Here is a 12,494-nt window from a genome sequence, read left to right on the forward strand (position 1 = left end):
GTGTTCTTTCGCCTGTATCTTTTTGATATCTGAAAGCAGCCTCATGGCCGAACATCCTCCCGTCGCACCAATTCACAATGTCGTCGAAAATCACCATGGCACAACGATTATCGATCCCTATCGATACATGGAGGATTTTAAAAGTCCGCTGGTTCAAGATTGGGTGAGGGCGCAAGCGGAATTTACCGACAAAACCATCCATGCGCTGCATGGACGGGACGCTTTACTCGCGCGAATTATCGAACTGGATGCGGGGACGCCTTACACGATCTCCAACATTACTTGCCGGCCCAACGGGGATTTATTTTACTTTAAGCAGTTAGCCTCGGAGAATGTGGCAAAGGTTTATTTGCGCGACGGAAAAACCAACCAGGAACGGCTGCTGATCGATCCCGAAACATTCCCTAAAACGAATGCTGCCGATCATTATACGATCAGCTTTATTCGCGTCTCGCCCAACGGATCGCAACTGCTTTACGGTTTCGCGGCTTCGGGTAGCGAAGAAACCACGCTAAAAGTTTTCGATTTGCCCACGAATCAAGATCTGCCTATCGCCATCGATCGATTGGAGGCCGAATACGCCTTGCCTTCTTGGTTCTCGGATGGAAAATCATTCGCATACAGTCGACGACGAAAAGTCGCGGCGGACGCGCCCCCAACCGAGGGTTATAAATTTACCCAAGCGTACCGTTACCCAATTGGCGATTCAATCGATCAAGCGACGATGATTTTCGCGGACAGGGCTGCCGGTTCGCCCGCCATGGGGGAAATGGACTTTCCCGCCGTTATTATTCCCGCGGGCTCGACATGGGCGATTGGTCAAATCAGGCATGGCGACGAAACCGACATTTCGCTTTACGTTACGCCACAATCCGCTTTAGGTTCTCCTGACACGCAATGGGTGAAAATTTGCGACCGAACCGATCAAGTCACCAGTTTTGCCGTTCGCGGCGATGATATCTACCTGCTGAGCGCCCACAATGCCCCGCGCTTTAAAGTCATGCGCACTTCGCTGCGCGAGCCCAACTTAGCAAAGGCTGCAACGATTGTTCCCGCCGGGGAATATGTGGTGGATTCGTTGGCGGTCGCCCAGGACGCGCTGTATGTGGACGTGCTTAAGGGAGTCGCCAACCAGGTGCTGCGCATCCCTTTTGAAAACAACGCCGCCCCCGAATTTATCACCTTGCCCGCCGACGAGCCTTCCGGCACCGTCGCGGTTTCGCATCCAGAAATGCCCGGCGTGATGATTCGCACTAGCTCATGGACAAAATCCAGTCGTTTATATCGATATGATCCCCTGTCGGGATCACTAGCGGAAACAGGGTTGCAACCCCCGGGAAAATATGACTCGCCCGATTTTCTCACTTCCGTCGAAGTCATGGTGACGAGTCATGATGGCGTCCAGGTCCCGCTATCGATCATTCATCGCAAAGATATTCGCCAGGATGGATCCAACCCGACATTGCTGTCGGGCTACGGCGCTTATGGATTCACCATGCCTATGCGTTACGACCCCATTTCGCTCGCTTGGCTGGAACGGGGCGGAGTGCTGGCGTTCGCGCACGTTCGCGGTGGCGGAGCTTTTGGTAAAGAATGGCATCACGCGGGACGAAAGCACACCAAGCCAAATACTTGGAAGGATTTTATCGCGTGTGGCGAGTATTTAGTGCAAAAGGGCTATACTTCGCCCGCCAAACTGGCGGGTAAAGGGGGCAGCGCCGGAGGAATCTTAATTGGGCGGTCAATCACCGAACGGCCCGATTTATTCGCCGCCGCCCAAATCTCGGTCGGCTGCACCGACATGATGCGATTTGAATCCACCATGAATGGACCGCCCAATATTCCGGAATTTGGCACTATCACAAAAGCCGATGAATTTCGCGGTTTGCTGGCGATGAGCACTTTTCATCATATTCAAGACGGCGTCAAGTATCCCGCCGTCATCTTGACGCACGGCATCAACGACCCGCGCGTGGAACCTTGGATTTCAGCCAAGGCCACTGCCCGCCTGCAAGCCGCCACCGCTAGCGGAAAACCAGTTTTATTTCGCGTCGATTACCATTCCGGCCATGGCATCGGCTCGACGAAAAAACAACGCCAGGTAGAACTCGCTGATGTCTATTCATTCTTGCTCTGGCAATTTGGCGATCCGTCATTTCAAGCTGATTGAATGTATTTGCTAGAGTTCGTTATTAGAACTGGGGGAGAAAGTAACTCGCGTTACCCTCTGAAAAAAATCAAGTCAGCCGGGAATGACACAGGGGGTGCGACACCATGTTTTTAAAACGGGAATCGCTATCACCCCCCCCTACTTCCCATTCATACCCACCAAAACCTCCAGATGTGCTGTGCCATTCACCTCCCCCTTAGCGGGTATCTCGCATAATGGCCGGCTGGAGTTAGGTTCCGCCAATATCTCGGCCAAGGTCGTCTGCTGAAACGCCGATTCCACCTGGGCCAGCGCATTGTCAATCCGTCGATGGAGGGGGCAAAGCCGCGCGCCGTGTCCCGCCAAACCCAAGGGACATGTGCGAATCCGCGCAATCGGTTCAACCGCATTAACTACTTCTAAAATCGTCAATTCCGCCGGCGTTTTAACTAGTACCACCCCTCCTCCTATTCCCCGCTTGGAATGCAGGACATTCGCTCGACTTAGTCCCTGGATTACCTTGGAAAGATACGGCTTAGGTACAAGTGTCGCTTGGGAAATGTCTTCCGTGGTTTTGGCCTGCGGGGCTTGTGATGCTAAATAAACCACGGCTCTTAAGGCGTACTCAACTGTTTGTGATAACATGAAATTTCCTAAAATTTCAAAATTGGATATTGCAATCCAAAATAAAAGGGTAAAAAATCTAATGCGGACAAATAAATCCAATTTACTGCCTCAGTAGCTTTAAGTGCAAGTTTTATTCCAGATCACATTATCTATTTTGGAGCTTTTCCATGCAAGCCATTCAAGAATCTCGTTTGGAGTATGATCTTGGGTATCGATTTCAGATTTATGCGATTTTATCGAATTTGGAACGCCCGAAATTGACACCATCCACGCAGCGGCACCCCTTTTGGCTCCCCTCGTTCCCCACTTGGTGGATGCCGTCTACCACAAATTGCGTCAATACGACGCCACTTGGCGGCATTTTTTGCCTCGGCAATCGGGCTATGAAGGGGAACTATCCAAGAATCTAGCGGATTTGGATGTTCAGCACGCTCAAATTCAGTTTCGCAAAAGCCATTTGGCTCGTTACTTAACTAGACTGGTAACCATGCCTTACGATCAAAAGATGCTCCACTACCTGGACACAGTGGGCAAAATCCACACACTGCATGCCGGTTCGCCAGAGTTGAATGTCCCCTTGGTACAAATGAACGCCCTTTTAGGTTATGTGGCAGACGCGCTCACCTCGACAATCGTGGGATTCAAACTTCCCCACGAGCAAGAAACCCGAACGGTACGGGCATTTCAAAAGCTGTTATGGCTGCAAAATGATCTAATTAATCGGCATTACAGGGCGGCCCTGGCGGTCTAGTCGACTTTGAACCACTGTTGTCATTTATTCGGCAGCTTTGCAGTCACCTCGACTGCAAAGCTGCCATATAATGTAAGAAAGAACGCAATATGCACAATTTCAATACACATTAGAAGACCGGGTAATACTAAGTGCCCGGTTCTTTCCACCATAGCAGTGCCGCCGCTCCCAGAGCCAACACCCATTCGCTCATCGCAAAGCCAATCGTCATCGTGGGAATGCCGCTAAAGGCAAAAAATCCGATCGTGCGAAAAACCACAATCGAGGCATGAACTAAAAAACAACACCAAAGCGCTGGCTGGGTGAAAGAATTTTGTACCAGCGGCCACAAAAAAATTGCCCCTAGCCCAATTTGCAATCCGCCATACACGGCCAAATATTCCGACTGGCCATTCCCGGGCTGCAGCGTAAAGCCTAACGAACGGGAGGTTTGCTGGGGACTAAACGCGCACCACAAGGCCAATCCCCAATAAATCAAGCCCACAATCGCTAAAATCGAGCGTGTCACCATAAGTAATTTTCCGTTGTCTGGGCTGTAAGCGGACAATTAATCATTGCTTGGATTTTAGCCTGCAAGGAAAATTGCAACAGTGGTGCCGCGACCGAATAACGGGGGGTAGTTTGCAAAGAACTGAGGCGAATGATAAACCACCGAGCGCAGGGAGTGAAGGGAGGCAAGTGGTGGAACCCGTTCCGGCAAAAATGCTGGCGGAACCAGTTCCGCCCTACATTGCTAATACCGTTTTTCCCAGGGGATTTGGCGATAGCTCAGGTCTAAAAGCTCGATGGGGTGGATCACGGTCAATTTGTTGCCATCCAATCGGGCTTCGCGAGCAATTTGCAGCAAGCACCCCGCATTGGCCGTGGCGACAATCCTGGCTCCCGTGCCCAGGATATTGCCCAGTTTGCGGCGACTGAGTTGGGCGGACATTTCCGGCTGGGTCAGGTTGTATGTTCCCGCGGCGCCGCAGCAAAGTTCTGATTCGGGCAAATCCACCAGCGTTAATCCCGGGATCAGCCGTAGCAATCGCCGGGGTGCCTCGCGGATTTTTTGCGCGTGAACTAGATGGCAGGCGTCATGGTAAGTCACCGTCAGCGGCAGTTCGCCTTCCGGTTGATACGGCCCCAACTGATCCAAAAATTCCTGCACGTCGCGGACCTTTTCCGCAAACGCCGCCCGGGTCTGATCATGGGCGTCATGCCAGTGATGGGGATAATCTTTTAACATAGCGCCGCAACCCGCGACATTCACGATAACGGCATCGACATCGGCGGGTTGAAAAATCGCGGCGTTGGCATTGGCAAAGTGGCGCGCTGGCTCGCTTTCTCCCGCATGCAGAGCAATCGCGCCACAACAGACCTGCTCCCGTGGAATGAGCACATCGCAACCGTTCTGCTGCAGCACCCGCGCTGTCGCCCAATTCGTCTGGGCAAAGAGGGCTTCATTAACACAACCTGTAAACAAGGCCACCCGCGCGCGGCGCTTGCCGATGGCGGGTAAAACCTCGGGCAGGCGGGGCAACTTGCGGCCTCGCGGCGGCAGGGACTGGGTCAATTGCCGTAAATTGTGGGGAAGCAACCGCAGCAGGCCGAGTTTTTCAGCCATCCAAAGCAATCCCAATCGCTGCGCTATCCTGGCCGGCCACAACGCCCAGGCCAAACGCCGCGGATAGGGTAACAAACCCATCAGCACGTAGCGATGAAACCAATCTGGCGATTTTGCCTGTGCGTTGGCTAACTCGTGCATGCCCACGCGGAAGGGCTCGATCAAGCGGCCATATTGTACACCCGAGGGGCATGCCGTTTCGCACGCGCGGCAATCCAGGCATAAATCGAGATGTTTACGCACCTCATCGTTAAGGGGTATCCGCTGGTCCGTGACGGCCCGCATTAAGTAGATGCGCCCGCGGGGTCCGTCATTTTCATTGCCGGTCAGGACATACGTTGGGCAGGCGGAAGTACACAAGCCGCAGTGAATACAGTCCAAAAAGTCCGCGTAATCGACCCGCGCGCCGGGATTCGCTTTTCCGTTGCCCGACAATAGAGCATCCGTCCGGGTGGCCGTCGCGGAGCTATCATCAGTCACAACAGTGGAAGGAATGACGTCTGGCATAGGGCGAGCTGCCAAAAAAACCACCAGCGGGCTATGATTTGCGACCGGGACGTGAATTTTGCTCGGGGACAAGGAGAGCAACACGGTCGCGGTCCGATCGGCGAAAACCAACCATGGCAAACGGCATTTTTACCAAAAACGACCCGAGTTCAACCGGCCACGGGGGTCAAACTGCGCGCGCATGCGACCTTCAATCAATTGACCGTCGCCGCGCGGTCCCCAAGCACTCGCTTGGGTGAGTTCCATTCCCGGCGACCATCGCCAGACCCGTAGGCGTCCACCCAGTTGGCCTAAATGCGGGTGCCCTTGCTGCAACAGCCATTTGGACCACCCGCCGCTAGGCAATGCCGAAAACCGCACATATAAAATACCATTCGCCGCATGCAATTGCCAATGAGCCGCGGGATCAACCCCTTGTATCCAACGAACCAATTCCGCCGCCTGGCTGGGTCGTACGCAAAATTTTAAGATTGGCTGCGTTAGCATGGGCAGGTCCGTGGGTAAATTGCCAGGCGCCATTCCGGGGGAAATCCCTCCCGCAAAATCCCGCAACGCATGCAAACAACGCACCCAGGATTCTTTTTCCGGCGTATGGGGCGCGCCCAGCAGTTCATACAATTGCTGGGTGATGGTGGTCAATTGCCAATTGACTTCGGGTATTGTCCCCTCAAAACCGCAAATCAACCATGGCTCTTCGCCAGCGGAGGTCGTTGCAACGGAGTGGCCCGCATGGCCGAGACTTTGCAAAAAACCGCTCCACGCGTTTCCTCCCACCACATCCAACACCGCCGGTCGCGTAGGGCTGGCATGCAGCAGATTGAAAATCGCGGCCAAATCGACGCCAGGCGGCAACTTCCACAGACAAGCTCCGCTGGCTTGCGGCAGGGGCTGCACCTTGAGCGTGACCTGGGTGATGATCCCCAAGAGACCAACCGAGCCTACAAGCAACCGGCAAAAGTCATAGCCCGCCACATTTTTTACCACCCGTCCTCCGCCATGATAGATCCGCCCCGCCCCATCGACCGCCTCGATGCCAATGACATAATCCCGCAGCGTGCCATACAGCACTCTTCGCGGCCCGGCGGTATTGGTGGCAATGGCCCCCCCCAACGTCGCCAGATGCGGTAACGAAATATCGACTGGCAGCGTTTGCCCCTCGGTGGCTAAAACGTCCAGCAGTTCGCTAATCGTGATCCCCGCCCCGACGGTAATCGTCAGGTCCCGCGCCGGATAATCGACCACCGCCGCGAGCTTCTTTGTGGAAATACCAACACCCGCCACACGGGGAACCAGCGCGTCAGCTAGCGCAGTCTCTCCCCCCAGCGGATAGACGGCCAGGTTATCCGCGTCCGCGGCGCGTATGGCCTGCGCCACGGCGTCCACCGTATCGGGTGAATAGACTTCGCGAATGTTGGGCCAGGGAAGATTCACGATTCGACCAAAAACAAACTAGCAACAGTGCTTTACATTTATAACGCCGCGCGGCGACCGGGATGCGTTTGTTTCAAATGGATTTGTTCCGGATGGATGTGCTCCATGCCGCAGCCCCCCGCCGTGGGGAGCAATTTTTGCGGGCTGAGGAGTTGCCGGGGATTCCAGGCCGCGCGGTATCGTTCCATCGCCCGTAAGTCTTCCGGCGTGAACATTTCGTGCATAAGGCTTAGCTTTTCCACGCCAATGCCGTGCTCGCCGGTCACGCTGCCGCCACAGGCCAGGCACGCGCGCAAAATTTCCATCCCGGCGGCCAGTACCCGTTGGACCTGATCGGGATCACGCTCGTCAAAGCACAAAATAGGATGGATATTGCCATCGCCCGCGTGAAAAACATTCACAATCGTCAGGTTATAACGTTGGCCGATCTCTTGGATTTGGCGCAAAATCCAGGGCAGCTTGGTCCGGGGAACCACGCCATCCTGCGTGCAAAAACAAGGGGACAGCCTGCCCACCGCGCCAAACGCCTGCTTGCGGGCCTTCCACAATTTAGCGCGTTCGGCGTCACTGGCAGCGAGCCGCACCTCGCGCGCGCCGCATTGTAGACAGATCTGATGAATGCGGGTCCGCTGCTCGTCCAGGCCGGCCTCTAGTCCATCGACCTCAATCAGCAAGAGCGCCCCCGCGTCCGTGGGAAAGCCAAACCCAAACGCGGCCTCCAGCGGCACGATGATCCCCTGATCCAGCATCTCGAGCGCGGCGGGAATGATCCCCTGGCCAATGATTTCGCTAATGGTCGTCGTCGCCTGGTCCACCGATTCAAAAATCGCCAACAGCGTCCGCCATCCGGCGGGATTGGGCGTCAGCCGCACCCAAATTTTGGTAATGATCGCCAACGTCCCCTCGCCGCCGACCAATCCCCCGACCAAATCACAGCCCAGTTCGTCCGGGACTGGCCCCCCCAACTGCACAATCTGGCCATCGGGCAGGACAGCCTCGAGGCCCAAGACATGATTGACCGTAACTCCATATTTCAGCGTGTGGGGTCCACCGGCATTGGTGGCGACATTTCCGCCGATCGTGCAGGCCCCCTGGCTGCTGGGGTCGGGGGCGTAATGCCAACCGCTCCCTTTGAGCGCGGTGTTCAGTTGCGAATTAACGACACCTGGTTGCACCACGGCGTAACGGTCGCGGGTGTTTAGCTCTTCGATCCGATTGAGCCGGGTCAGTACGATCATGATCCCGCCGCCGACCGGCAGGCACCCTCCGGCCAGGCTGGTTCCCGCCCCGCGCGGGACAAACGGCACTCCAAACTGATTCGCCAGCTTGACGATTTCGGCCACCTGCGCGGTGGAACGTGGAAAGACCACGATGTCGGGCGAATTTTTTTCCAGAACGTAGCCATCGCACTCATAAACGAGCAGCTCGGTCCGATTGGAAAGCACGGCCTCCGCCCCGACAATTTGCCGCAGCCGACCGCACAGTTCGGCTAGCCCCCCGGAGGGGATTATTCCCCGCGCGGCTGAAGATGTTGGCGATTGTGGGCTAGTGGTCATGACGCCTGGGTGTGCAGTGGGGATTTGCCGGGCGGGAACGTAACGGAGATTTCCAGGAAAGCACGTATTCTAAACCAGATTGGACAGAGGCAGAATAGGGGAGAGGGACGCGGGTCGCGGGACGCGGGACGCGGGAGATGGGAGGTGGGAGGTGGGAGGTGGGAGGCGAGAGACGGGGGACGAGCCTTAGAGAGGACCCCTTGGGAAAACTTTCGAAGTTAGTGATACCACGAGACAGCCCACAACTTAGTAACCCCATAAACTCGCTCAAAAAATTTCCCTCATCCCCACGAACCGGCGTTCCCTTCGCCCCGTAGTTTCCCCCAGGAGCGTGATTTGTCGTTTAAATGACATTTCATCGGAAATTGTTCTTGTATTCTAATACTTTGCAGTGTAAAGTTATTCGGGGTACTAGCTCATGTCACGGGAATTGCCATGAATGTCCATCAAGCTTTGGCCGATGTGCGGGCGTTACGGGCCACCTTGGCTCGCAGTCGCGACTTTCCGCTGCTCAGCCCTAACTATGTCCTCTTCACCGGATTGGCCGGTGGCGCGGCGGCGATATACCAGTTTGCCCTGGGTACCGCCGATCCCCCCATCGACCGGGACTTTGTCCGCTATTGGAGTATACAGGGGGCCGTGTTGGCCGGGATCTGTCTGATTTCCGTCGCGGGGCGGTATCTACGCGAACCGTCCGAGTGGTCCTGGGGCATCCTCCGCGATACTTGCCTGCTCTTTGTCCCTCCCCTGTTGGTCGGCGGGTTGCTAACCTGGTTAGTTATGTTGCGCGCGCCTGCGGCGATGGCAATTCTGCCCGCTAGCTGGGCGTTGCTCTTTGGCTGCGCGGTCTGGTCCGCCGCGGCAAAATTTCCGCCAGGCATGGGCGGGGTGGCCATCTACTACTTTTTAGCGGGAATTGGCCTGATTTTTACACCCGATGCCTACCTTTCCGCGGGGATGGGCGTGGCCTTTGGCGGGGGGCAACTCATCATGGGGGGATTCTTGTCCTATGTGCGCCAAACGAGCTAAACCCACGCCCGGTTCCGCCATGCCCCCCAGTCCCCAGGACGCAGGAGCCGACTATGACTTTGCGGGCCTTGACCGGACTTTGCACGAAAAAGCCCGACTGGGCATCGTGTTGGCCCTGGCCAAGGCACCCGCGGGATTGGTCTTTGGAGATCTTAAGCGACTGTGCGGGCTGACCGATGGCAACCTCAGCCGACATTTAAAGACGCTGACCGATGCCCAGTTTGTCGAGGCCTGGAAAGGGTATCGCGACAACTACCCCCAGACGCTGCTGCGCTTGACCCCCCTGGGGAATAGCCGCTTTCAACAATATCTGGCCGAACTGGAACGCGTGCTGCAGACCGCCACGCAGACCCAGGCCGTGGTCGCCCCCGCCCCCCTTCCCCATCGTCCCCGCCTGGCCTAAGGCTCTCCCTTTTTTTAGCCTTTTACTTTGCATTACAAAGTACTTTGCTTTCCAGTGTTTATCTGCCCATTGTGTCATTTTTTTCCAGGTGAATCCATGTTCCTGACTAAATTCTTTGGCACACCAAAGCCCACCCCGCCAAAATTGCTCCCTCCGCCGCGCGAGGCTCACGCCTGGTGCCAGTACTTTCATCAGCAGGCGCGGATCGTGGGTGATGTTTTGCGCGGGGTGGACACCAATGTGACGCCAGCCGAATTGCAGGCCGTTGGCCGCTCGGTGCAAATTTTTCAATTGGGCGAAAGCGGCCAGGGCAAACACTTTCTCGCCTGCGCGGAACGATACGCTCAACAGTCGGGCGATGAGGATTATTTATTGGCTCTACCGCTGTTTCTGGCGGAGGAACACCGCCACGCCCGTGATTTGGGACGATTGCTCACGGCCTGGAAGTTACCACTACTGCAAAAAAACTGGACTAACGGCATCTTCCGCTGGCTGCGGCACCGGGCGGGATTAAAACTCACGATTAGCGTCTTGCTTTCGGCGGAAGTGATCGCCCAGGTGTATTATGCCGCGCTGCGCGAGGCGACCGCGTGCCCGGCGCTACAGCGGCTTTGTCGCCAAATTTTACGCGACGAGGCGCAGCATGTCCGCTTTCAGGCGGAGCGGCTGGCCATCCTGCGGGCGGGGCATTCCCGCTGGTGGGTGGCGGTGACGCAATGGGGAGAGCGAATGCTGTTCCTGGGGACGCGCTGGGTGGTGTGGCGGACGCATCATCCGGTGTTTCGCGCGGCGGGCATGAACTGGCGGGAATACCGCCGCAGGGTGCGTCGATGCTTTGCACGGGCCCAAACGCTGGCCAATCCGGCCAATTACGCCCCTATGCCCGATCGTCATGCCAGTATCACGGAACAACTTCGCTGGCAACTCGCTGGCCAAAAATGGCTGGATTAACGGGAGAAAGCGCGGCGGCGGGACTTGCGAAACGACCCGTGGGGAACGCATAATCCACTCAGTTTTGTTGATCAGCGGTTGTACTTGTATCAATGATAGCGGAAAACGCGGCACACGCGGATATTGGCATGAATCCCTACGCCGCGCCTCAAGCCGTCGACACACAAACCCCGCGGCGGTTTCCGCCGATTGATCCCGCCAGCGGCCTCTGGACGTATGCCTGGCTGGTCGTGCTGGTTTTATGGCCCGTAGCGCTTCTCAATTATCTGGACCGGCAGATGCTGGCCGCCATGAAATCCTCCGTCATGGCGGATATTCCCGATATCGCCCGCGAAGCCAACTGGGGCTACATGCTGGGCCAGTTCAAATGGGTGTATGCGTTTTTTAGTCCGCTGGGGGGGTATCTGGCCGACCGGTTTAGTCGCCGCTGGACCATCTGCGGCAGCCTGTTTGTCTGGTCGGGGGTCACCTGGGCGACAGGACAAGTCACCACGTATGACGGCCTGTTGTGGACGCGCACCTGGATGGGAATCAGCGAGGCGTTTTATATACCCGCGGCGCTCGCGCTCATCGCCGATTATCACAGCGGAGGGACGCGCTCGCGCGCGATTGGCCTGCACCAGACGGCCATTTATTGCGGAATTATCCTGGGGGGCTTTGGCGGCTACGTGGCGGACGCGCCCGACTGGGGCTGGCGCAGCGCGTTTGATATTTGCGGCATGGCGGGACTACTGTATGCGGTGCCGCTGTGGCTAATGTTGCGCGATAAACCGCGCAGCCCATCCGCCGCAACGACCGAAAGTGCACTATCCAGCGGGTCCGGCGCCCCCTCCATCGGTCAAACGCTACGCGAATTATTAGGCAACGGGTCATTCTTGTTGCTTGTCGCGTGTTTTACGCTCCCCGCGCTGGCCGGTTGGGTGGTTAAGGACTGGATGCCCGCGATCCTCAAGGACAAATTCATGATTGGGCAGGGTTTGGCCGGAGTTTCGGCCACGCTGTACGTCAATTTGGCCGCGCTGGTGGGCGTGTTTGCCGGAGGCTGGCTGGCCGATGGCTGGATGCGCCAAAACATTCGCGGACGAATTTATGTGAGCGCCCTGGGAATGACGCTGTTGATTCCGGCGCTGTTTGGCGTGGGAAATGCCGACACTCTGTTGCTGGCAATACTGTTCTTGGTGGTCTTTGGGGTCGGTTGGGGCTTTTTTGACTGTAATAACATGCCCATCTTGACGCAGATTGTCCGTCCGGGACTACGGGCCAGCGGGTATGGTATCATGAATTTGGTAAGTATCAGTTGTGGCGGGCTGGCTGATTGGGGCTTTGGCGAACTGCGCGATCGGCAAGTGCCATTGAATCTGATTTTTGGCGTGTTTGGCGCCGTGGCCCTCTTGTCCGTGGGATTGGTCCTGCTCATTAAGCCCCAACCCGAACAATCCGCCGGGCCACCGGAACACTAACTTCGTCACCCCTTTTTGCAGAAA

At 56.4% G+C, this 12,494-nt stretch carries 11 protein-coding genes; 6 read left to right on the forward strand and 5 right to left on the reverse strand.

The genetic code is table 11. The features are described 5' to 3' along the window. Positions 1–43: 43 nt before the first annotated feature. Complete coding sequence (locus tag SFX18_12395) at positions 44–2,170, forward strand: prolyl oligopeptidase family serine peptidase (GenBank protein ID MDX1963946.1); 2,127 nt, start codon at positions 44–46, stop codon at positions 2,168–2,170. A 138-nt stretch (positions 2,171–2,308) separates the two neighbouring features. On the opposite strand, the gene SFX18_12400 is transcribed toward SFX18_12395, so the two are convergent. After that, complete coding sequence (locus SFX18_12400; protein ID MDX1963947.1) at positions 2,309–2,794, reverse strand: Rrf2 family transcriptional regulator; 486 nt, start codon at positions 2,792–2,794, stop codon at positions 2,309–2,311. 247 nt (positions 2,795–3,041) lie between these two features. On the opposite strand from SFX18_12400, the gene SFX18_12405 reads away from it, so the two are divergent. After that, complete coding sequence (locus SFX18_12405) at positions 3,042–3,527, forward strand: protoglobin family protein (GenBank protein MDX1963948.1); 486 nt, start codon at positions 3,042–3,044, stop codon at positions 3,525–3,527. Positions 3,528–3,654: 127 nt separating this feature from the next. On the opposite strand, the gene SFX18_12410 is transcribed toward SFX18_12405, so the two are convergent. The 4 genes from SFX18_12410 to SFX18_12425 all read right to left on the reverse strand — a co-directional run bounded on the left by SFX18_12410 (position 3,655) and on the right by SFX18_12425 (position 8,627). Beyond that, entirely contained in the window at positions 3,655–4,038 is a 384-nt protein-coding gene (locus SFX18_12410) for a DUF4345 family protein (protein MDX1963949.1), read from the reverse strand. A 222-nt stretch (positions 4,039–4,260) separates the two neighbouring features. Next, entirely contained in the window at positions 4,261–5,640 is a 1,380-nt protein-coding gene (locus SFX18_12415; protein ID MDX1963950.1) for a heterodisulfide reductase-related iron-sulfur binding cluster, read from the reverse strand. A gap of 129 nt (positions 5,641–5,769) precedes the next feature. Further along, a complete protein-coding gene (locus SFX18_12420; GenBank protein MDX1963951.1) occupies positions 5,770–7,071 on the reverse strand; it encodes an FAD-binding oxidoreductase in 1,302 nt (433 codons plus the stop codon). Positions 7,072–7,109: 38 nt separating this feature from the next. Continuing rightward, the gene (locus SFX18_12425) at positions 7,110–8,627 is read right to left on the reverse strand and encodes an FAD-linked oxidase C-terminal domain-containing protein (GenBank protein ID MDX1963952.1); all 1,518 of its coding nucleotides are present in this window, start codon (positions 8,625–8,627) and stop codon (positions 7,110–7,112) included. A gap of 435 nt (positions 8,628–9,062) precedes the next feature. On the opposite strand from SFX18_12425, the gene SFX18_12430 reads away from it, so the two are divergent. The 4 genes from SFX18_12430 (at position 9,063) to SFX18_12445 (ending at position 12,470) form a co-directional block, all read left to right on the forward strand. After that, positions 9,063–9,656, forward strand: a complete 594-nt coding sequence (locus tag SFX18_12430) for a hypothetical protein (GenBank protein MDX1963953.1) — start codon at positions 9,063–9,065, stop codon at positions 9,654–9,656. Beyond that, the gene (locus SFX18_12435) at positions 9,637–10,059 is read left to right on the forward strand and encodes a transcriptional regulator (protein MDX1963954.1); all 423 of its coding nucleotides are present in this window, start codon (positions 9,637–9,639) and stop codon (positions 10,057–10,059) included. Before SFX18_12430 ends, SFX18_12435 begins: the two co-directional genes overlap by 20 nt. A gap of 96 nt (positions 10,060–10,155) precedes the next feature. Beyond that, positions 10,156–11,010, forward strand: a complete 855-nt coding sequence (locus SFX18_12440) for a hypothetical protein (protein MDX1963955.1) — start codon at positions 10,156–10,158, stop codon at positions 11,008–11,010. A 128-nt stretch (positions 11,011–11,138) separates the two neighbouring features. Further along, positions 11,139–12,470: an MFS transporter gene (locus tag SFX18_12445; protein ID MDX1963956.1), complete on the forward strand. Its 1,332-nt coding sequence runs from the start codon at positions 11,139–11,141 to the stop codon at positions 12,468–12,470. Positions 12,471–12,494 lie beyond the last annotated feature (24 nt).

It is taken from the genome of Pirellulales bacterium, assembly GCA_033762255.1.
Lineage (GTDB): Bacteria > Planctomycetota > Planctomycetia > Pirellulales > JALHPA01 > JANRLT01.

Bases quoted from the DNA above. Each gene is read 5' to 3' on its own strand.
- SFX18_12395 (MDX1963946.1), top strand. From the start codon at position 44: ATGGCCGAACATCCTCCCGTCGCACCAATTCACAATGTCGTCGAAAAT.
- SFX18_12400 (MDX1963947.1), bottom strand. From the start codon at position 2,794: ATGTTATCACAAACAGTTGAGTACGCCTTAAGAGCCGTGGTTTATTTA.
- SFX18_12410 (MDX1963949.1), bottom strand. From the start codon at position 4,038: ATGGTGACACGCTCGATTTTAGCGATTGTGGGCTTGATTTATTGGGGA.
- SFX18_12415 (MDX1963950.1), bottom strand. From the start codon at position 5,640: ATGCCAGACGTCATTCCTTCCACTGTTGTGACTGATGATAGCTCCGCG.
- SFX18_12425 (MDX1963952.1), bottom strand. From the start codon at position 8,627: ATGACCACTAGCCCACAATCGCCAACATCTTCAGCCGCGCGGGGAATA.
- SFX18_12430 (MDX1963953.1), top strand. From the start codon at position 9,063: ATGAATGTCCATCAAGCTTTGGCCGATGTGCGGGCGTTACGGGCCACC.
- SFX18_12435 (MDX1963954.1), top strand. From the start codon at position 9,637: ATGTGCGCCAAACGAGCTAAACCCACGCCCGGTTCCGCCATGCCCCCC.
- SFX18_12440 (MDX1963955.1), top strand. From the start codon at position 10,156: ATGTTCCTGACTAAATTCTTTGGCACACCAAAGCCCACCCCGCCAAAA.
- SFX18_12445 (MDX1963956.1), top strand. From the start codon at position 11,139: ATGAATCCCTACGCCGCGCCTCAAGCCGTCGACACACAAACCCCGCGG.